The sequence below is a fragment of the Micromonospora sp. NPDC004540 genome (genome assembly GCF_040610095.1).
Lineage (GTDB): Bacteria > Actinomycetota > Actinomycetes > Mycobacteriales > Micromonosporaceae > Micromonospora.
In genome coordinates this window covers 1-20,000 of record NZ_JBEXLR010000112.1, presented here as the reverse complement: position 1 = coordinate 20,000, position 20,000 = coordinate 1, and the positions used below count along the sequence as shown (strand labels likewise).

The 20,000-nt window shown below is 74.7% G+C and carries 13 protein-coding genes; 4 read left to right on the top strand and 9 right to left on the bottom strand.

The window, feature by feature from the left end:
* Positions 1-40: 40 nt before the first annotated feature.
* The 4 genes from ABZV78_RS27385 to ABZV78_RS27370 all read right to left on the bottom strand — a co-directional run bounded on the left by ABZV78_RS27385 (position 41) and on the right by ABZV78_RS27370 (position 8,114).
* Complete coding sequence (locus ABZV78_RS27385; RefSeq protein ID WP_355643082.1) at positions 41-1,210, bottom strand: DUF3068 domain-containing protein; 1,170 nt, start codon at positions 1,208-1,210, stop codon at positions 41-43.
* Between the two features lie 69 nt (positions 1,211-1,279).
* Positions 1,280-2,128 (bottom strand): class I SAM-dependent methyltransferase, encoded by an 849-nt coding sequence (locus ABZV78_RS27380; protein ID WP_355643080.1) that lies wholly within the window; start codon positions 2,126-2,128, stop codon positions 1,280-1,282.
* Positions 2,125-6,447 carry an alpha-(1->3)-arabinofuranosyltransferase gene (locus ABZV78_RS27375; protein ID WP_355643078.1) on the bottom strand — a complete coding sequence of 1,441 codons (4,323 nt, stop codon included), beginning with the start codon at positions 6,445-6,447 and terminating at the stop codon, positions 2,125-2,127. Before ABZV78_RS27375 ends, ABZV78_RS27380 begins: the two co-directional genes overlap by 4 nt.
* Positions 6,448-6,452: 5 nt before the next feature.
* The gene (locus tag ABZV78_RS27370) at positions 6,453-8,114 is read right to left on the bottom strand and encodes a substrate-binding domain-containing protein (RefSeq protein WP_355643077.1); all 1,662 of its coding nucleotides are present in this window, start codon (positions 8,112-8,114) and stop codon (positions 6,453-6,455) included.
* Between the two features lie 260 nt (positions 8,115-8,374).
* Here ABZV78_RS27370 and ABZV78_RS27365 point away from each other — a divergent pair, with 260 nt between their 5' ends.
* Positions 8,375-9,535, top strand: coding sequence for a glycosyltransferase family 4 protein (locus ABZV78_RS27365; RefSeq protein ID WP_355643075.1), 1,161 nt, complete (start codon positions 8,375-8,377; stop codon positions 9,533-9,535).
* 52 nt (positions 9,536-9,587) lie between these two features.
* Here ABZV78_RS27365 and ABZV78_RS27360 read toward each other — a convergent pair whose 3' ends face one another.
* Both ABZV78_RS27360 and ABZV78_RS27355 read right to left on the bottom strand, forming a co-directional pair.
* On the bottom strand, positions 9,588-9,755 hold the full coding sequence (locus ABZV78_RS27360; RefSeq protein ID WP_355643073.1) for a hypothetical protein: 168 nt from the start codon (positions 9,753-9,755) through the stop codon (positions 9,588-9,590).
* Entirely contained in the window at positions 9,752-11,470 is a 1,719-nt protein-coding gene (locus ABZV78_RS27355) for a hypothetical protein (RefSeq protein ID WP_355643071.1), read from the bottom strand. The genes ABZV78_RS27360 and ABZV78_RS27355 overlap by 4 nt, the downstream gene beginning before the upstream one ends.
* A 148-nt stretch (positions 11,471-11,618) precedes the next feature.
* Here ABZV78_RS27355 and ABZV78_RS27350 point away from each other — a divergent pair, with 148 nt between their 5' ends.
* Positions 11,619-13,919, top strand: coding sequence for a hypothetical protein (locus tag ABZV78_RS27350; protein ID WP_355643069.1), 2,301 nt, complete (start codon positions 11,619-11,621; stop codon positions 13,917-13,919).
* Positions 13,920-13,940: 21 nt separating this feature from the next.
* Here the strand turns inward: ABZV78_RS27350 and ABZV78_RS27345 are convergent, their stop codons facing one another.
* Complete coding sequence (locus tag ABZV78_RS27345) at positions 13,941-14,696, bottom strand: FkbM family methyltransferase (RefSeq protein WP_355643067.1); 756 nt, start codon at positions 14,694-14,696, stop codon at positions 13,941-13,943.
* 157 nt (positions 14,697-14,853) lie between these two features.
* On the opposite strand from ABZV78_RS27345, the gene ABZV78_RS27340 reads away from it, so the two are divergent.
* Positions 14,854-16,053 carry a polysaccharide biosynthesis protein gene (locus tag ABZV78_RS27340; RefSeq protein ID WP_355643065.1) on the top strand — a complete coding sequence of 400 codons (1,200 nt, stop codon included), beginning with the start codon at positions 14,854-14,856 and terminating at the stop codon, positions 16,051-16,053.
* Positions 16,054-16,070: 17 nt separating this feature from the next.
* Here the strand turns inward: ABZV78_RS27340 and nudC are convergent, their stop codons facing one another.
* The gene (nudC, locus tag ABZV78_RS27335) at positions 16,071-16,994 is read right to left on the bottom strand and encodes an NAD(+) diphosphatase (RefSeq protein ID WP_355643063.1); all 924 of its coding nucleotides are present in this window, start codon (positions 16,992-16,994) and stop codon (positions 16,071-16,073) included.
* Positions 16,995-17,187: 193 nt separating this feature from the next.
* Here nudC and ABZV78_RS27330 point away from each other — a divergent pair, with 193 nt between their 5' ends.
* Positions 17,188-18,999: a VanW family protein gene (locus ABZV78_RS27330; RefSeq protein ID WP_355643061.1), complete on the top strand. Its 1,812-nt coding sequence runs from the start codon at positions 17,188-17,190 to the stop codon at positions 18,997-18,999.
* Positions 19,000-19,075: 76 nt separating this feature from the next.
* On the opposite strand, the gene ABZV78_RS27325 is transcribed toward ABZV78_RS27330, so the two are convergent.
* Entirely contained in the window at positions 19,076-19,702 is a 627-nt protein-coding gene (locus ABZV78_RS27325; RefSeq protein WP_355643059.1) for an NADPH-dependent F420 reductase, read from the bottom strand.
* Positions 19,703-20,000 lie beyond the last annotated feature (298 nt).

Here is a 20,000-nt window from a genome sequence, read left to right as displayed (position 1 = left end):
GGGTCGACCATCGGTCGACCCGCCCCCCGCGCGCTCTACGTCAGCGCTTCTCGGCCTCGTCGTCCACGGTCGGACGCTGGGCCGGCACCGTCGGCTCCTCGTCGGTGCGCCAGTTCGTCGACGCCGGCGGGATCTCGTCGCTCAGCGGGCCGCCCTGCCGATCGACCTCGAACTGCTCGTCCGTCGCCGGATCCGCGCCCCGCTCCTCGACGGGGGTCGGGACGTCGGCCCGGTGCCGCGCCTCGCCCACCGTGGCGGCCGCTGCGCCACGACCCATCAGCGCGCCACCGATCAGCAGCGCCAGGCCCAGCACGGCCAGCCCGATCGGGACGTAGACGCTCAGCAGTCGGAGGCTGTCCCGGCTGTCCTTGGCCCGGTCCGCCGAGGCCTTGATGGTCGCCTCGTTGTACGCGAAGTCGGCGTTCAGCAGCGTGGTCGGGGAGCCCACGTTCGGGTTCAGCACCTTCTTCTGCACCTCGCGCACCTTGATGAACGACCCGGTCACCGGGTCCACCCAGACCGTCCGCTGGTTGCTGTAGACGACCTTGCCGTCGGTCGCGCCCGGCGCGAACGTGGCCAGCAGCGGGGTGAGCCGCCCCGAGTCGAGGTTCAGCGGCTCGTCCGTGATCACCTGCTCGAACCGGTAGGTCTCGATGCCCTCGATGTTCTCCGTACCGGCGAACTTCGCGTCCCGGACGGCCCGCAGGTCACGGTCGAAGATCTGGTAGTCCTTCTTCTCCGTGTTGAACGGGAACTTGTAGATCTGGCCGGCGAACCTGATCCCCTTGTCCTGCTCGCCGGCGTCGTCAAGCCACTGACCGTTCCACTCCTGCGCCGCGCCGGAGACCCGGTCCAGGGCCAGCTGGGCGCCGTACGCGCTGACCAGCTGGCCGTTGTCGACCCGTTCCACGGTCTGGCCGACCTGCCACACCACGGCCTTGCCGTCGAGGTCTCCGGTCAGGTCCGCCGTCTCCTTGGGGAGCGGGGTGACCAGGACGGTGGACTTGAGGGTACCGTTGTTGATCTTGATGGACCCGTCGTTGATCTGGAGGAACTCCGCGTTGGTGGCCTCCGCCACCGAGGTCGAGGAATCCAGATCGTAGGGGAGCTTGGCCAGCGCAGGGGTCACGACGAACACCAGCCCGGCGGCCAGCGCCAGGAGCAGTACGCCAACCCCGAACAGCACGGCACCGAGGGCGCGGTGCTTCATTTTTCCTCCCTGGAGGAGCTCATTATCGTCGATGTAGATCAGCGAGATGGCCGCGAGGTTACTACTTAGTCACATCGCGACGCGACCCCCGGTCAGCCCCACTTTTCCCGCCTCAGCCGGTGAATCATCGGTACCGACGGCCGCCTGCCCGAGCCCGTCCGGCTGCCCACCGGCACGCCGGAGCACGAGCAGGAAGTTCCACGAGCCGATCTCGCGCGCTCCGGGGACCCGCACGATCCAGCGGCCCCACCAGGGGTGATAGCGGGGCAGGGCGTCGAGCACCTCGACGTCGGTGTTGCCCCGCGTCCAGCGCAGCGCGTCGGAGATGGAGACGGGGAAGAGGGTCTCGCGGAAGCGGTTCTTCGGCGGACGCCCCGTCCGCCGCTGGTAGCGCCGCCGGGCCCGGTCCCCGCCCAGGTAGTGCCAGGGTGCGGTCTCGTGCCCACCCCAGGGCGACAGCCACGGGGTGAACGAGACGAAGAGAATGCCGCCCGGCCGGGTCACCCGGGCCATCTCGTCCAGCATCCGGTGCGGCTCGGAGACGTGTTCCAGCACGTTCGACGAGAAGCAGACGTCGACGCTGCCGGTGCGCACCGGCAGCGCGGTGCCACTGCCGCGCAGCATGCCGGCGGCGGACCCGGCCGCGGAGAAATCGCCGACGTCCGGGTCGAGACCGACGTAGTGCGCGCCGGCCGCGCGGAAGGCCTGCGCGAAGTAGCCCGGGCCACCGCCCACGTCGAGCACCGTCCGCCCGGCCAGCGGGGTGTAGCCGGAGACCTGTCGCACCGAATCGTCGGCCAGCAGGCCGTAGAAGTGGTCGGGGTCGGTCTGCTCGACCAGGAACGCCCGGAACAGGGTCACCGAACGACCCAGGGTGGCGAACCGGCGGCGGGCCGCCCGTTCCTGCGCAGCCGTCATCGCACTACCGTCCCGTCCTCGTCCTCGCCGGCGACCGGCGGGTCGCCGGTCCCCGGGACTGTCACCCGCGCCGGCGCGGCGTCTCCGACCGGCCCGCCGGCGTCCTCCGGGGGCCGGCCGGCGTCCTGGTTCGGCGGCGCGCCGGGGACCGGCACCACCGCCGCCACCACCGCGCCGATCGCCACGAGCATCGCCGCCTGCACCCACGTGCCGTACGCCCATTCCTGGCCGTGGCCCCGCAGCCGGCCCGCCACCGCGGTGACCGTGGCCAGGGTCAGGCCGCCGAAGACCACCACGGGCAGCGCGCGACGGGCGAGCTGGCGCAGCAGCATCGCGGCGAGCACGATCGCCACCGGCAGCACCCCGCCCAGCGCGGCGAGCAGCACCACCAGCAACGTGCCGATCAGCCAGGGCGCCCCCTCGGCCGCCACCTGCGCCCCGTCCGCGATCCTTCGACGCACCGGCCAGGCGGCCAGCAGCACCACGACGAGAACGCTCAGCGCGCCGCCGGCCAGCCCGCCACGGTAGGCGCGGTCCGGGGCGAACGTCAGGTGCACCTCGCCGCCGGCACCCGCCGGCAGCACCCACGCCTGCTGCCACCCGTCGACCCGGGTCGTCGGCAGGGTCCGTCCGTCCATCGTGGCCGTCCAGCCGGCGTTCGCGTTCTCCGGTACGACGAGCAGCGCGTCCTCCCCGGCCCCCACCCTCACCCGGCGGTCGGCCGGCGCCCAGTCCAGCACCGAGACGTCCCGGTGCCGGGGTGCGGCGGCCGCGGCCCCGGCCGGGCGCAGCGTGACGTCCTGCGCCACGAAGCCGCGCGACGGGGAGGTGGCCAGGCGGTGGCCGCCGGCCGGCAGGTCCACCACCGCGCCCGTCTCCCCGCACAGGGTCACCGCCATCGGCACGCCGGCGACGGCGTCACGCAGGGTGCCGGCGACCGCCGTCTCGTACCGGAAGCCGTCGAGTTCGACGGTGGGGCCGGCACCGCACGGCGCGGCGAGCCGGGTCTCCGCGGGCAGCGGCCGCAGCAGGTCGTGCAGGCCCGGGACCTCGACCTCGGCGATGCCGACGGTCGCGGTCCAGCCGTTGCCGCGCCGGTCCGCCACCCGGTCGACGGCCTCCCGCACGCTGATCTCCAGTCGGTCGGTGCGCACCGCGGCCAGGCGGACCAGACCGTCGGCGCCGACCGGCACCAGCTGGACCCGGCCGCCCGCGCGCACCTCGACCCGCTTGGGCAGGGAGCCCACGGGCGATTCCGCCGGGCGCAGCCGCAACTGGTCGATCCGGCGCTTCCCGTGCCAGCTCAAGGTGATCGTCGGACGCAGGTCACCGGTGTCGGCGAGCCAGGCGGTGCCGGGATCACCGTCGACGGCCGCCCACGGCGCCACCGACGCGTCCCCGGCCAGGTACGACGAGGCGTCCGCGGTGACCGGCGCACCGGCGAGGGCCAGCACGCCCCCGGGGCGGGCCACGGCGGTGACCGTCAATTGGTACTGGCCCGGCGCCGCGCTGCGGAACAGCCGGTCCACGCCGAGCGGCTCCTCGCCGACCCGGGCCAGGAAGCGGTCGCACCGGATGACCGTGCCCGCCGCTCGGATCCCCGAGCCGGCCGTCATGGCGCCGGAGCCCGTGGTCGGCTCGGCGGACGGGACCGCGTCGGAGCCGGGGGCGGCCGCCGGGAAGCAGGCGGGCCGGCCGGCCGAACCCCGACTGAACGACCAGGAGACCGGGCCGGTGCGGGCGGGCAGGTCGGTGGGGACGCGCAGGGCCCGGTGGGGCGTGGTGCCCGGAACCGAGAGCTCCCGGATGCCCACCCCGCCGTCGAGCCGGTCGCCGGCCACCGCGAGCACCGTGACCCGGATCGTGCTGGTGACCCCCGGCAGGGTGTAGTACGTCTGGGCGCCCAGCCCGGCGGCGACGTCGTGGTCGACCGAACCCCGGTCGGTGCTGACCCGGAACCGGGTGACCGGCCAACCGACCCCGAGGTCGTCGACGAACGACAGCGAGACCTGGCCCACCTGGCGTGGGGTGTCCAGGTCCAGCTGGAGCCACTGCCCCACCGGCCCGGTGAGCGGCGCGGAGTGCCAGGAGGTGCCGGCGTCGCCGTCCACGGCGGCGAACGGCAGGTGCGACGGGTCGGCGGCGGCCAGGTTGTCCACGAAACTGGCCGCCGTGGAGGCGGTCACGTCGCGGATCCCCTGATACGTCGCGACCGTCTGGTGTTTCTGACCGGAGAACGGCAGCAGGTCGAGGGCGACCCGCCCCTGCCGTCCCGCCTCCGTCGCGGTCAGCGTCTGGCTGAGGTTGTCCCGGACCCGGCCGATGTCCCGTTCCCGCCGGCGCAGCCCGTCGGTGACGATCCACCGCCCGTCGGCCGCCTCCGACCCGCTGCCGGCCCGGTCGCCGGCGAGCACCACCGGCTGGTCCTGTCGGACCAGGCCCTGTTCGAGCAGGGGCAGCAGCGACTCCGGGCCGCCGCTGACCGTGGGCACGTCGGCGGTGAGCACCGCGGACGCCGCGGGCACGGAACGCTGGACCTCGTACACCTCGATCGCCGGCAACGTGCCGGTGCCGTCGTCCACCGGGCTGCCGGGCGTCCGGTCGACCGCGCCGGTCGTGCCGAAGGTGGCCACCCGGGCGATCCCGGGCGACCCGTTCAGCGCCCGGCGCAGCACCGCCACCGGAGGGGCGTCCGCCTGGGTCCGGTCGATGTCGTTGCGCAGCAGCAGATGGCGGAAGCCCGAGCGGGCCAGGAAGTCGGCCAGGCCGGCCGACCCCCGCCCGCCGGACAGCACCGTCTCGACGGTGTCCATCATCCGGGTGTTGCCGGCCGAACCGAGCGGGATCTGGTGCCGCACCGCCCAGGGCGCTCCCGCCAACGACTGCAACGGTTCGTCGATCGTCCGTCCCCAGTCGTACTGGCCGAAGCCGGAGCCGGGCACCATCAGGGTGCGGGCCAGGGCGTCCCGGTCGGCGAGCCAGGTGGCGGCGGCCCGCCAGTGCGGCGGCAGGTCCGACCAGCCGGGGCCGGGACGCAACAGCCCCGTCCAGGCCGGCGCGGCCGCGCCGACCAGCAGCAGGAACACCGGTACGAACACCAGCGGGCGCAGCCGCAGCCCGGGGCGGCGCCGGCGGGCCGCGGTGTGCAGCCGGGTGGCCCAGGCGTCCACGCCGTGGGCGAAGCCGAGCATCAGCGGCAGCCGCAGCACCGGCTCCAGCTTGTGCACGTTCCGGAACGGCGCCAGCGGGCCGTCGAGCAGGTCCCGGACCTGCTCGGAGAGCGGGCTGTCCAGGCTGCCGACGTAACCCATCGTGAGCAGGGTCAGCCCGGCCAGGAAGCCGAGCACCAGGAAGCGGCGCTCGGGCAGCAGGTTGCCGGCCAGCCCGGCCAGGCCGACCAGCGCCACCACCGCGGTCAGCGCCATCAGCACCGGGTGGTCGATCAGCAGCCAGCCCGCCGGCCACCACGGGTCGCCCTGGACGATGTACGCCACCCACTGGTTGGTGCCGCGTACCGCCTGGAAGAGCGAGGCGACGGCGGTGGTCGTGGTGGACGACTCGATGTAGTCCAGGAACGGCAGGCTGTACTCGCCGAGCAGCAGCAGCGGCACGATCCACCAGAGGCAGACCCCGACGACGCAGAGGCACCACCAGCCGACCAGCCGCAGGTGGGCGGCGTCCCACCGCCGGGTGAGCAGCCACACCCCGGGCAGCACCAGGGCAAGCAGCACCACGGCCGCGTTGATCCCGCCCATGCCGAGCACGGCCAGCGCGGACAGCGCGGCGGCCCGGCGCGGCGAGCCGATCCGATGCACCCGGACCAGCGGCAGCAGCACCCACGGCAGCAGGGCGGCGGAGAGGACCTCCGAGGAGAGCGCGCCGATCTCGGTGAGCATCCGGGGAGCAAGCGCGTAGCCGAGCGCGGCCGCGTACCGGGTCGGCTCGGTGCCGATCCGCATCGTCCGGGCCAGCAGCAGCAGGCCGTAGAAGGCGGCGCAGAAGAGCAGCGCGCACCAGAGCCGCTGGGTGATCCACGGCGGCACGCCGAGCAGCTGCCCCGCCGCGAAGAACGGCCCCATCGGGAAGAGGTAGCCGTACGCCTGGTTCTGCAGCTCGCCGGAGGTGGCCTCCGGGTTCCACAGGTGCAGCGCCCGGGCCAGGAAGTGCACGGGGTTCGCCGCCAGGTCGAGCTTGGTGTCGAAGGTGACCTGGCCGGGTCGCTGGGCGAACGAGACGGCGGTGAGCAGCAGCAGGCAGAGCGCGGTGGCCGGGGCCTCGCGGACCGGCCGGAGCACCCGCGCCACGACACGCGACGGCATCGTGGTCACCGCCGGCACTCCGGCGGCAGGCAGCTCAGCGCGGCCAACGCGGAGAAGAAGATCTGCCGCATGCCCTTCGGCTGGTCGGTGCGGAACACCTGGCCGCCGGTCACCTTCGCGATCGCGTTCAGCTCGTCGGGGTCGACGTCCCGACCGAGGCCGATGAAGAGGATCGGCAGCGGCCGGCGCGGGTCCTGGAGGGCCTTGAGCTCGGCGAGGAACTTCGTCCGTCCGATGCTCTCGGCGTCCTCGTTCCGGCCGTCGGTCATCACCAGCACCAGGTTGATCCGGCCCGGGGTCCAGTGCCGCCGGGCGTCCCGGTACGCGGCCAGCGTGGTGTCGTACAGGCCGGTGCCGCCGTTCGGCTTGACCTTCACCTCGCCCAGCCGCCGGTCCAACGCGGCCCGCTGGGCACGCAGCGGCCGGACCGGCAAAATCTCCTGGTAGTCCCGATCCCCGTCGACCTTGGTGGCGAAGACCCAGACGCCCAGCTCGGTGTTGTCCAGCAGCAGCCCGGCCCCCTCCCGGGCGGCGGCGAGGGTGACGTCGAGCCGGGTGCCACCACCGGGCACCCGGACGGCCATCGAACCCGAGATGTCCAGCACGGTCAGGATCCGGGCGCTGCGCTGCACGCCGCTCCACCCGGTCAGCATCTCGGTGACGGTCTCCTCGGCGGGCAGCGGAACCGGATCGCGGCGGTCCGGGCTGAGCCGACCGTCACGCGGCATCGCCGGCGGGTAACCGGCGGCGGTACGGAAGCCGTACCCGGTCAGCACGTCCCGGGACGCGGTGGTGAGCAGGTCACTGAGGAAGCCGGCCGCCGCGTCACGGACCGCGTCGGGGGTGCCGGGCAGCACCACGTACGGCAGGTCAAGATCGGGGACGGCGACCTCGGAGTACGCGGCGACCAGCTTGTCCGCGCCGGTCAGCGCGTTGTGTTCGAGCACCGCCTGCTCGGTGGTGGCGACCGCGTCCGAGCGGCCGGGCAGCCCGGCGTCCGGGGGCAGCGAGGTCGTGCCGTCGGCCGGGCTGAAGGTCCGGCCGGCCAGTTTGCGCAGCGTCGCCGCCACCGCGCCGCCCGGGTCGCGCGCCCCGGCGGCCAGCGCCCGGACGCCGAGCAGCGCCCCGACCCCGGCCGGATCGACGGCCGGATCGGGCAGCCCCACCTTCGCCGCGTCGGCCTTCGGGCCGACCAGCGGCCGCCAGGTCAGCGGCCGCGCCGGCCAGCCCGACCTGCGGGCGACCGGCTCGGTCACCGCCAGCACCACCGCGGTCCTCGCCACCGAGGTGCCCTGCCCGGGCACCTCGAACGCCCCGGTGGAGCGGGCGCGGCGCAGCCAGAACGTGGACTCGGGCAGCCAGGCGTCCGCCACGTCGGCGCCGTTGGCCAGCTCCATGGCGACCTCGTCGGACTCCCGGGCCTGCACCACCAGCGCCACGCACGGCTGCCGGCCGACGGTGGCACGGGCGATCCGGTCCACGGCCGGGGCGACCACCGGGGCGGCAGCCACCCGTAGGCGTACCCGCTGGAGGCATTCCGGCGTGCTGCGCTCGTCGCGCAGCCAGACGAATCCGCCCCAGCCGATCAGCAGCAGCGCGAGGGCCGCGCTGAGCAGCACCACCGGGGAACGACGGGCGAGGATTCGCGCCGGGACGTCGGGCACCACGACCGGCCACCTCCTCGCCACTTCGCCAAGCCGGCAGGCGCCGGCCGCAGGTCACGGGTATCGCGGACCGGCCTGACCGGTTACGCCACCGGCGGCGCACGGTTCCGCGCTGACACACCCTGCCAAGCTTTCGGGTCCCCGGCAAACCCCCGGTCGACGAGCTGTTATCCGATCGTCGCTGCCGACACGACCCATTGCGTAGGCGCGCTCCGCCGCCCTAGGGTGGCGCGATCGTGCCGTTACCGATCGGTAGGAGCAGCGTGGACAGGTCCGGCAGCACCACCGCGCGCCACGTGCTGTTCCTCAACTGGCGCGATACGAGCAACCCCGAGGGCGGCGGCTCCGAGGTCTACATCGAGCGGATCGCCGCCGAACTGGTCGCCGCCGGTCACCGGGTGACCCTGCTCTGCGCCGCCCACGAGCGGGGCGCGGCGGAGGAGATCAACGCCGACGGCACGCGGGTGCTGCGCCGCGGCTCCCGGCACACCGTCTACGCCCGCGCCGCGCTCACCTGTCTCGCCGGCCGGTTCGGCCTGGGCCCGCTGGCCCGCCGTCGCCTCGGCCGGCCGGACCTGGTCGTCGACGTGTGCAACGGGGTGCCCTTCTTCGCCCCGCTCTACGCCGGGCGCCCGGTGCTCGCCCTGGTGCACCACGTGCACCGGGAGCAGTGGCCGGTGGTCTTCGGGCCGGTCATGTGCCGGCTCGGCTGGTGGATCGAGTCCCGGCTGGCGGTGTGGCTCTACCGGCGGTGCCGCTACGTCACGGTCTCCGAGGCGAGCCGGGCCGAGCTGGCCGAGCTGGGCGTGGACCGCGAGCGGATCGACGTGGTGCCCAACGGCACCCCGCCGGTGACCGGCGCCCCACTGCCCCGGACGCCCCACCCGTCGCTGCTGGTGCTGGGGCGGCTGGTTCCGCACAAGCGGGTGGAGATCGCCCTGCGTACGGTGGCCGAGCTGAGGGAGGAGCTGCCGGACCTGGAGCTGGTGGTGGCCGGGCAGGGCTGGTGGGAGCAGCCGCTACGGGAGCTCTGCGACTCCCTCGGCATCGCCGACCGGGTGCGGTTCACCGGCTTCATCAGCGAGGAGGAGAAGCACGAAGTGCTCTCCTCCAGCTGGCTGGCCCTGACCCCGTCACTGAAGGAGGGCTGGGGGCTGACCATCGTCGAGGCCGCCGCCCGGAGCACCCCGACGATCGCGTTCCGCTACGCGGGCGGCGTCGCCGAGGCGATGGTCGACACGGAGACCGGGCTGCTGGTGGACGACGAGCGGGAGTTCACCGAGCGGGTCCGGGAGCTGCTCTCCGACGACGTGCGGCGCAAGGTGATGGGCGAGGCGGCGCTCGCGCACGCGGCCCGGTTCACCTGGGCGGCGACGGGTGCCCGCTTCGCGCAGCTGGTCGCCGGGCTCACCGCCGCCCGGTAGGCGCACACGCGGCCGGGGCGCCCGCATCGGCGGACGCCCCGGTCGGCGCTTGTCAGCGGGTGCCGTACAGGGTGGTCTCGGAGCTCTGCTCACTCACCGTGCTGGTTTTGGCGACCTCGTTGGCGGACGGGCTGAGCGCATTCGCCAGACCGACGCTGCCGAGCATGCCGAGCACGACCCCGAGTACCCCGACGGCGACGAACGCGGGCAGGTTCCTCATCCACCTTCTCCTTCCGCGGGACTCGCGTGCCGGGACGCTACCACGCGTCGCAGCCCCCGCGCAGCGGCCGAAAAACCGATGGTCAACACCACCGTTCCGGCCAGCAGGTGGGCCAGTCCGACCCGGCCGGGACCGTTCGTCGTCGCCGGAGCCGTCCAGTCCGGGTTCTCGTAGAGGGTCAACTCCGGTCCGGCATGCGCCAGACGCAGCCCGACCAGCGAAGACGCCGGCACCGGCGGCCCGGACGCCCGCTGCACCAGCACCCAGCGCACGCCGGTCCCGGCCAGCGGCCGGCCGGCGGTGAGCAGGGCCCGGACCCGGGCGGCCCGGGGATCCTCCCCGCCGACGGCGAGGTCGCCGACGCGCAGGGTGTCGTCGATCAGCACCGGCGTCGACAGGTACCGGGGCGCCGGGTCGATCACCACCTGCCCACGGTTCCAGGCGTACCGCTGGTACTCCTGGAACGGCAGGGAGAGCACCTCGCCCGGACGGTCGGCCACCTGTCGGGCCACCGTCGCCCAGTCGGCGGGGTAGTCGACGGGCCGCAGCCGGCCGACCGCCCCGAAGGCCAGGTCGGGCAGGACCGCGACCGGCAGCAGCGCGGCGCCGACCAGCAACACCCGCCCGACGGTCGCGTCGAACCGGGTGGCGAGCCGGTCGGCCAGCCGTTCCGCGCCGAGCGCCCCGGCCACGGCGAGGGCCAGCGCGTACGGCACCAGCAGCTTCTGCCCGTCGCGGATCAGCCCGGCGCCGGGGACCGTGTCGACCAGCCGGCCGAGCAGGGCGGCCCCACCGGGGAGCACGCCGAGCGCCGCGACCAGCCACGACCCGACCGCCAGCAGGCCGAGCCGGCCGGCCGCACCGGCCGGCCACCGCCGGCGCAGCAGCGGCACGCCGTACCCGGCGACGAGCAGCAGCAGCGCGGTGGCCAGCGGCACCACCGCGGCCTGCCGGGACATCGGGACCGTCAGCCCGTTCCAGATCCCGCCGGTGCCGGCGAGCGCGACCAGCGGCCCCGCCCAGTTCTCGGCGCGGGCGGCGAAGGCGGCCACCCCGGCCGGGTCGGAACGGCCACCGGTGGCGCTGCCCGCCCCGGCCACCAGCCAGGGCGCGTTGAGCAGGACCGTCGCCACCAGCGCCATGCCCGCCCGACGAACGGCGCCGGGGTACCGGCCGGGCAGCAACACCGCCACCGCCGCCAGGGCGAGCATGCCGCCGGTCGGGGTGATCGCGGCGACGGCGGCCGCGAGGAGCAGCCGGGGCACCGCCCCGGGCCGGCCCGCCCGCACGTCGAGCGCCGCCGCCACCAGCCAGGGCAGCATCGCGTACGCCAGCAGCAGCCCCCACTGCCCGATCAGCAGCCGCTCGGCGAGGTACGGCGTCCAGACGTATCCGAGCGCGGCCACCACCCGTACGGCGGTCCGGTCGGTCGGCACCAGCCGGGCGGCGCCGAGCGCGGCCAGCCAGAGGATCGCCACCAGCACCAGCCGTTGCAGCAGCCAGCCCGGCATCAGCTGGGTGACGAGCGCGACCACGGCGTCCTGCGGCACGGCCCGGGGCAGCGCCGAGGCCGGGGCGATCACGTCCCAGCTCAACGCCTGGCGGGGCACGAAGACCATGTCGTAGCGGAGCACGTAGCCGGGTAACGCCAGGGGCGCGAGCACCACCGCCGTCACGGCGGCGGCCACGCCGTGCGGCACCAGCCGTTCGCGCATCCGTCGACCTCACCCTGCCCGCCCGGCGCGCCCCGCGCCGCCCTGGTCCGGCGGCCACTGTACGCGGCGCCCGCCCGGCCCTGACGTCCCCTGAACCACCCGTTGACCTGATGGGACGCCCGGTGGCCGGTGTGGCAGTCTTCCCGCCATGGCATCGACCGGCACGCCCACCACCCCCGACGGCCCCGGCCTCCTCGGCGGCTGGACGCGCGTTCATCCCATCCGAGCGGCGGCGGTGGCGATGATCCTGGTCAGCCTGGTCTGGCGGGCGCAGCTCGCGTCTCGCGGCTACCTCGCGGTCGACGACTACGTGCTGATCGCCCGCGCCGGGGAGTCCGACCTGACCCCGGGCTTCCTGCTCACCCTCTACAACAACCACTTCATGCCGGCGGCGCTGCTGATCACCTGGCTGGTGACCCGGGCGGCCGGCCTCGCCTACTGGCCGTACGTCCTGCTCCTCACCGCCGCCCAGGCGGTGCTGGCGGTGAGCTTCGCCCGGCTGCTCCGCACCCTGGTGCGCCCCGGCTGGGCGCTGCTGGTGCCGCTGGCGGTGTTCCTGTTCAGCCCGCTCACCCTGGAGGCGACCTCCTGGTGGGCGGTCGGGGTGAACATGCTGCCGATGCAGATCGCCATGGTGCTCGCGATCGGCGCCCAGGTCCGGTACGTGCGCACCCGCCGGAAGCGGCACCTGGTGAGCCTCGCCCTGGCGGTGTTGTTCGGGCTGATCTTCTTCGAGAAGGCACTGCTGGTGGTGCCGCTGGTCTTCCTGCTCACCGCGTTCCTCTTCGTCGGCGGCCCGCCCGTCCGGGCGGTGCTGTCCACCGTTCGTCGGTACTGGCCGTCCTGGCTGGTCCTGACCGCCCTCTCGCTCGGCTTCCTGGCGCTCTACGGCTCCCGGGCGGAGTCGTCCCTCCGCCGGCCGGACTCGCTCGGGGAGGTGCTGTCGTTCCTCTGGCAGTTGCTCGGCTCCACCGTGGTACCGGGTCTGCTCGGTGGGCCGTGGCGCTGGCTGCCGGCCGGTGACGGAGCCCCGGTGACCGCCCCGCCGGAGCTGGGCCGGTGGATCGCCTGGGCGGCCTTCCTGGTGCTGGTGGTGCTGACCGTACGGCTGCGCCGGGTCGCCGGCCGGGCCTGGCTGCTGCTCGCCGCGTACCTGACCCTGGTGACCGCCCTGCTGGCCGCCACCCGGCTCGGCTCGATCTACAGCGACGTCGCCGGTGCCGTCCCCCGGTACGTCAGCGACGTCGTGGTGGTGGCCGCCCTCTGCATCGGCGTCGCCCTGCTCGGCCTCCGGCCCGCGCCGGACCACTCTTCCCCGGCCGACCCGCCCCCGCCGAACCGGGACGGCGGCCCCCACCCGGACACGGGCGACGAGCGAGCCGACGCCGAGTCGGGTCAGGTGCCGGCCGAGGACGCCTCGGCGCAGGTGACGGCCGACGGTGAGCGCGACGACCTGGTGCCCGCGGAAGCCGAACCCCGGGTCGCCGTGCCGGCCGCCACCTACCGCGGTCACGGCGTCCTCCACGCCGAGTACGACAACGACGATCTTCCGGCCCTGGACCGTCCGTCCGCGGCGCGACCGTTCGACGCGCCACCGCGGCGCACGGACGCCGTCACCGGGTCGACGGCGACCCCGGCGCTTCCGCCCAGCCCGGCACCGGACCACCCGGTCCCGGTGGACGGGCGCACCGCCGGGCCGCTCAGCCCGCCGGACAAGCTCACCGCGACACCGGAACAGCCGCCGTACACCGGCGGGCGCGACCCCGACGACCCGCCGCTCCCGGCGGTGCTGGCGCGTCACCGGGAGGCGGTCTCCGCCGGCCTGGCCCTCGCCCTGGTCGCCGCGGGTCTCGGTACCGCGTGGACGACGGCCCGTTTCGGTGACGAGTGGGCGGTCAAGAGTGGGCGCACCTACCTGGACACGGTGCGGACCGAACTGGCGGCGGCCCCGCCCGACACGGTCTTCTTCGACCAGCCGGTGCCGGGTGACGTGGTGCCGCTGCTCTCCGCGCCGTACAACCGGCAGTCGACGTTCTTCCACGCCCTGCCGGAGCGGCCGGTCTTCGTCACCGAGGCGGAGAACCCGTCGCTCTTCGACAGCACCGGCCGGATCAGCCCGGTGAAGGTCGACGGCCCGACCGCCCAGCCCGGCCCGGAGCAGGCGTGCGGCTGGAAGGTCACGGGCGGCGAGACGGCACGGCTGCCACTCACCGGGCCGCGCGACGACTGGTTCTGGGTGGTCCGGATCGGCTACCTCAGCTCTGGCGAGACCACGGGCACCTTCCGCCTCGGCGGGAAGGAGAAGCGGTTCCCGGTGAAGACCGGGCTGCACCAGATCTTCTTCGAGTTCACCGGCGGCGGGGACACCGTCGAGCTGAGCGTCGACGATCCGGGCGTGACGCTCTGCACCAACGAGGTCGCGATCGGCACCCCGACCCCCCAGCAGTGACGCGCCGGCGGGGGCCGTCGGTCACGCCGGCCGGAACAGCACCGAATTGACGTACCGCGGGCGAGGCCAGAGCACCCGGCGGGCGAAGCTCTGCCCCACCCGGACGATCGCCTCACGCTGGTGGCGGCCGAGGTCGAAGTCCGCCAGCGGCACCCAGTTGCGCCCCGGCAGCACGTACCCCCGGTAACCCCAGCCGCTGAGCAGCTCCAACAGCGGCTCGACCGGCTGGATCCGCTCCTCCACCTCGATGAGCAGCGCCGGGCGGTCGCGGCGGATCGTCTCGGCCGCGCCGCGCAGCGCGGGCAGCTCGTGCCCCTCGATGTCGAGCTTCACGAAGCGCACGTCGGCCAGGCCGAGGGAGTCGAGCGTGATTCGAGGCACCTGGATCGCGTTGCCCAGCGTCGGGTCTTCCAGCGAAGAGGTGCCGACGATCGCGCCACCGTCCGGAACGTGCAGCGACGCGTTGCCCGGGTGGTCGGAGACGGCCGCCTCGACCACCTCGACCGTCGGGAACGCCGCCCGCAGTTGCCGGGCCAGGGCCGGAGTGGGCTCGACCGAGACGACCCGGTCGGCGCGGCGCAGCAGGCGGGCGGTCCAGGGGCCGTACCAGGCGCCGACGTCGACCGCCGTGCCACCACGTGGCACGAAGTCGGCCAGCCGGGCCAGCTCCGGCTCCACCCGGGGATAGACCAGCCGGATTCCGTTCGCCACCCACCGCTCCGGGAGCTTCGCGGCCAGGCCGGAGGTCGCTGCCGCGGCCTCGTTCGTCGACGTCACGGGCAGCACACTAGCCCCTTCCCGGCGGCGGGGGCAGGGGTCGCGGGTGCGGGGCTTACGGGCCGGCCGGCGGACCGGTACCGTTCCCCCGGTCGGGCGCGGCTCCGGCCGGTTTTCGGCCGCGGTCTTCAGAGCAGGGCGGGCCATTCGAGGCGGCATGACACAGACGATCGGCAGGGACGCCGGCGTGGGGCGGCTCGGGGCCGCCGGCGCCGCCGTCACGGTCGCCACCATGCTGACCAACGCGCTCGCCTACCTGGTGCCGGTGCTCGGCGCCCACCGGCTCGACCCGGCCGATCTGGGGGCGCTGGCGACCGTGCTCGCGCTGGGCGCCATCGCGGCCGTGCCGGGATTCGGCCTCCAGATCGCCGTCGCGGTGCACCGGGCGCGGAGCGGGCCCACCCGCACCAGCCGGTTGGCGCTGCTCACCGCCGCCGTCACCGCGGCGGTCACGGTGGTCGCGGCGCCGGTGCTGACCGTGCTGCTGCGGCTGCCGGTGGCGCTGACCCTGCTGCTCGCGGCGACCACCTTCGCCACCGTGCTGGCCGGCCGGTGGCTCGGCGAACTCCAGGGTGACCAGCGCTTCCTCCGGCTCTCCGCCGCGATGACGGTGCTCGCCGTCGGCCGGTACGGCGGCCTGGTCGTCGGGCTGGCGCTGGGCGGGGACGCGGTCACCGCGCTGGCGCTCGCCGCCGTCACCGGCCTCCTCGTGCTGCCGCTGCTGGCCCGCCTCGCCGCCGGCGGCCGGCCGACGACCGTCGCCGAGCCCGGGCAGCGCGACCTGCGCTCCGGGGACGTGATGACCGCGTGCGCGGCCACGCTGGCAACGCTCACCATCTCGTACGCCGACCTGATCCTGGCCCGCCAACTGCTGCCGGCGGTCGGCTCCGGGGCGTACGCGGTCGGCGCGGTGCTGACCAAGGGCGCGCTCTGGGCGCCGCAGGTCGTGACGCTGCTGGTGCTGCCCCGGCTGGCCCGGGGCGACCGGCGGGCCCGGGCGCTGGGCCTGGCGGTCATCCTCGCCTGCGGGTCGGTGCTGGTGGCCGCCGCGGCGTTCGGCGGGGAGTTGGCGTTCCGGCTGGCCGGCGGCGCCGACTACCTGCACCTGGCCGGCGAGGCGCCGCTCTTCGTCGCCACCGGCGCCCTGTACGCGGTCGTCTTCATGCTGGTCAACGACCGGGTGGCCAGCGGCGCCCGGTTCCCCGCGGCACCGCTCTGGGCGGCCACCGTGGGGCTGGCCGGGGCGGCCCTGCTGGTCGCTCCGCGTACGGTCGAGGGGGTCCTCGGCTGCGCGCTGGCCACCGCGGCGCTGACCGCCGCCGTGATGGCCTGGCTGGCCCTCCGTCCGCGGCGCTGACGCGCCGGTCCCGGCGCTCAGTCGTCGGCGGCCAGCCAGCCGTGCAGCAGGTGGTGGTCGATCGAGTCGATCCGGCCCAGCGGCCGGCCCGCCGCCACCCGCTCCCGCAGCTCCGCCCGGGTGAACCAGCGCGCGTCGACCACCTCGTCGCCGTCCACCCGCACCTCGGTCGAGGCCGCCGTCGCGCGGAAGCCGACCATCAGCCCCGCCGGGAACGGCCACGCCTGCGACCCCTGGTACGCCACGTCGACCACCGTCACCCCGGCCTCCTCGGCCAACTCCCGGCGCACCGCGTCCTCCAGGCTCTCGCCGACCTCCACGAAGCCCGCCAGGGTCGACCAGGAGCCCTCCGCCGCGCCCCGGTGCCGGGCCAGCAGGCAGCGCTCCGGCTCGCCGGGCGCCTCGACCAGCACGATGACCGCCGGCTCGATCCGGGGGAAGAGCAGCCGCCCGCAGCCGGCGCCGGTGCAGGACCGCGTGTGGCCGCCGTCGCGGGCCACTGTCGCCGCCCCGCAGCCGCCGCAGAACCGCTGGCCCCGGTGCCAGTGCAGCAATCCCTTGGCGTACGCCTGCACGGCCGCCTCGGCGGCCCCCAGCCCGCCCACGAGGGCCCGAACATCCACCGCCTCGGCGGCGCCGGCCAGCGCGCACGCCTCGGCCTCGCCCCGGCCGGAGAGGTCCACGGCGAACAGCGCCCGGCCGGCGTCCAGCCCGAGGAAGACCGTCTCGTCGGCGGCGGCGCGCAGCTCGGCCGCTCCGGCCGCGGAGCGGCGCACCGGCGCCCGGTCTGCCGAGACGAGGCAGCGGTCCCGCCACAGCGGCAGCAGCACGCTCTCCGGGTCGGTCAGCCGCGCGGCGATCCACCCCGGGTCGGCGCGCAGCGCCCCCGCCCGGTCCAGCCAGCCACCGCCGTACGCCAGGGTCCGCTCATCCGTCCGCACCCGGCCACCGTCCCACGATCCGGACCGGCGCGGGGGTCCCGCCCGGGGTGATGACGGCGACACCGGGCGGCGGCGGACCCGCGGGCCCGACGACCGCCGGGGCGGAGACTCCCGGCCGGCCCGAGCGTTGGTTACCGTAGGTGTCTCCCGTGGGAGAAGCGGTCCCCACGTGGTACTTCCGATCGAGGTTGCTGTGACGCTGTACGGCGAAAAGGTGCCTTCCGCCGACGACCGGCCCACCGTGAAGGTGGCGGCGGTGAGCTGGCCGGACGTCGAGCCGGATCCGGTCGCCGCACCGGGCGGCCCCGGGAAGCCGGGGCGGTCCCGTCGCGGGCGGATGCTGCTCGCCGGCGGCATCGTCGCCGCCGTGCTGGCCGCCGGCACCGGTCTCGGCGCCTACGCGTACGCCGGCGACGTGCCCCGGGGCACCACCGTCCTCGGCGCCGAGCTGGGCGGCCGGAGCCGGGCCGAGGCGGCCCGGGCGCTCCACGCCGAGCTGGAGCGCCGGGCGGCCGCGCTGAACGCCCCGATCACCGTCACCGTGGGCGAGAAGAGCGCCGAGCTGAAGCCGGCCGACATCGGGCTCGCCATCGACGTGGACGCCACCGTGGCGGCGGCCGCCGCCGCCGAGGCGCACCCGGTGAGCCGCCTCGTCGGCTCCCGCACGGTCGAGCCGGTGGTGACCGTCGACACCGCCCGGCTGGAGGCCGCGCTGCGCAGGGCCATGGGCGACCAGGGCCGCGAGATGACCATGCCGGCCATCATCTTCACCGGCACCACCCCGAAACCGGTCTACCCGAAGCCGGCGCTGACCGTCGACGCGGCCGGCGCGGCCCACGCGGTGAAGGCCGGCTGGCTGGCCGGCGCGCCGGTGGCCGTGCCGCTGGTCGAGAAGTGGCCGGCGAGCACCCGCGAGGAGGTCGACCGGCTCCTCGCCGAGCTGGCCCGGCCGGCCGTCGCGGCGCCCGTCACGCTCACCACCGACGGTGGCTCGGTCACCATCCCGCCGACGGCCATCGCCCGGGGCCTGCGCTTCTCGGCCGACGACGCGGGCAAGCTGACCCCCCGCGTCGACGTCAAGCGGCTGCGTACCGCGCTGGGCGACCGGCTGGCGAAGCTCGAGGTCGCGCCGAAGGACGCCGGCCTGACCATCAGCGGCGGCAAGCCGAAGGTGGTCCCGGCCCGGGCCGGCCGGCAGGTCGACGCCACAGCGCTCGGCCGCGACCTGCTCGCCGTCCTGCCGAAGACGGACGGCCGCACGGTGACCGTCGCGCTGAAGCCGGCCGAGCCCGAGCTGACCGAGGCCAAGCTCGCCGAGCTGGGCATCAAGGAGCGGGTCTCCACCTTCACCACCCGGTTCCCCGGCGGTCTCTCCTCACCGCGCAGCCAGAACATCGTCCAGGCCGCCAAGGACGTGGACGGCGCCATCGTGCAGCCGGGGGAGACCTTCTCGCTCAACGGCCACACCGGCGAGCGCGGCTACGACCAGGGCTACAAGGACGCGCCGACCATCGTGAACGGCAAGCTGGTGCCGGGCGTCGGCGGCGGCGTCTCGCAGTTCACCACCACACTCTTCAACGCCAGCTACTACGCCGGGCTGGAGGACGTCGAGCACAAGCCGCACTCGTTCTACTTCAGCCGCTACCCCGCGGTCATCGAGTCGACCATCTACTGGCCGCAGCTGGACTTCAAGTTCCGCAACAACACCCCGTACGGCGTTCTGATCGACACGTCCTACACGTCCAGCACGATCACCGTGTCGATGTGGAGCACCAAGATCTACGACAGCGTCAAGACCGAGTACGGCCCGCGCCGGAACATCACCCAGCCGAAGACCGTCTACCTCGAGCCCGGCCCGGACTGCATCGAGGCCGCCGGCGCCGTCGGCTTCGCCCAGGACGCCTTCCGGGTCATCAAGAAGGACGGCAAGGTCGTGAAGCGGGAGAAGTTCAGCTGGCGCTACGACCCCGAGCCGCGCTTCATCTGCGCCAAGCCGCCCGCCTGACGCCCGTCGGGCGCACGCACGAAGGAGCCCCGCCGGGCCACATGGCCGGCGGGGCTCTGTGCTGTCGTACGCCCTCTCAGGGCCGCGCCTCGGCCAGCCCCCGCCGTACGCCGTCCGCGTCGCGGTCGGTGCCGTAGACCGGGGTGCCCGGCTGCTGGCGCCAGCTCTCGTCGAGCGTGCCGGCGTCCACCGGGTCGAAGCCCAGCTCGTCCACCAGTTCCATGACCAGCCGCTTGGCGTCGGCGTCGTCCGCGGCCACCGGGAGCGCGATCCGGTCCGGCGTGCCCGCGGGCTTCCCGCCGTCCATCAGGTACGCGGCCTGGATGTTGTTGAAGACCTTCACCACCCGGGCGCCCTTGAGGTGGTCCGCCGTCCAGCGGCTGGAGCTGAGACTGCGGTCGAGCAGCTCGGGGATGTCGCCGTCCCGCTCGGGGTAGTAGTTGTCCGCGTCGACGACCAGCTTGCCGTCGAAGGGCGACGCCGGCAGCTTCGGCACCGCCTTGAGCGGAACGGCGATGACGACCAGCTCCGCGTCCTGGGCGGCCTCCTCGATGGTGCCGGCCGTGGCGCCGGTCTCCGCGGCGAGGTCGCTCAGGCTCTGCGGCCCGCGCGAGTTGGCCACGGTGACGTCGTGGCCCAGCGTGCGCAGTCGACGGGTGAGGGTGCCTCCGATGTGCCCCGACCCGATAATTCCGATCTTCATGACCACTCCTGCCTCCGCCAGCGCCTGGCGGTCAGTTCCGGCCGAACCATCAGCAGGTACCCCGACCGGTACGTCCCGATCGTGGGAGGACGCGTACACCGCGTCACGTTTTCCGCCGGCCTGACGGGGCAGGCACGGGCGGTCCCGCACCGACGGTACGAGACGCGGCAGCGTGCCCGGGTCGATTCTCGGAAGCGGGCCACAAACGCAGTCAGGGCCACCCCGAAGGGTGGCCCTGACTGGAAGATTGTCCGGCGGTGTCCTACTCTCCCACACCCTCCCGAGTGCAGTACCATCG

Bases quoted from the DNA above. Each gene is read 5' to 3' on its own strand.
- ABZV78_RS27385 (WP_355643082.1), bottom strand. From the start codon at position 1,210: ATGAAGCACCGCGCCCTCGGTGCCGTGCTGTTCGGGGTTGGCGTACTG.
- ABZV78_RS27380 (WP_355643080.1), bottom strand. From the start codon at position 2,128: ATGACGGCTGCGCAGGAACGGGCGGCCCGCCGCCGGTTCGCCACCCTG.
- ABZV78_RS27375 (WP_355643078.1), bottom strand. From the start codon at position 6,447: ATGCCGTCGCGTGTCGTGGCGCGGGTGCTCCGGCCGGTCCGCGAGGCC.
- ABZV78_RS27360 (WP_355643073.1), bottom strand. From the start codon at position 9,755: ATGAGGAACCTGCCCGCGTTCGTCGCCGTCGGGGTACTCGGGGTCGTG.
- ABZV78_RS27355 (WP_355643071.1), bottom strand. From the start codon at position 11,470: ATGCGCGAACGGCTGGTGCCGCACGGCGTGGCCGCCGCCGTGACGGCG.
- ABZV78_RS27350 (WP_355643069.1), top strand. From the start codon at position 11,619: ATGGCATCGACCGGCACGCCCACCACCCCCGACGGCCCCGGCCTCCTC.
- ABZV78_RS27340 (WP_355643065.1), top strand. From the start codon at position 14,854: ATGACACAGACGATCGGCAGGGACGCCGGCGTGGGGCGGCTCGGGGCC.
- ABZV78_RS27325 (WP_355643059.1), bottom strand. From the start codon at position 19,702: ATGAAGATCGGAATTATCGGGTCGGGGCACATCGGAGGCACCCTCACC.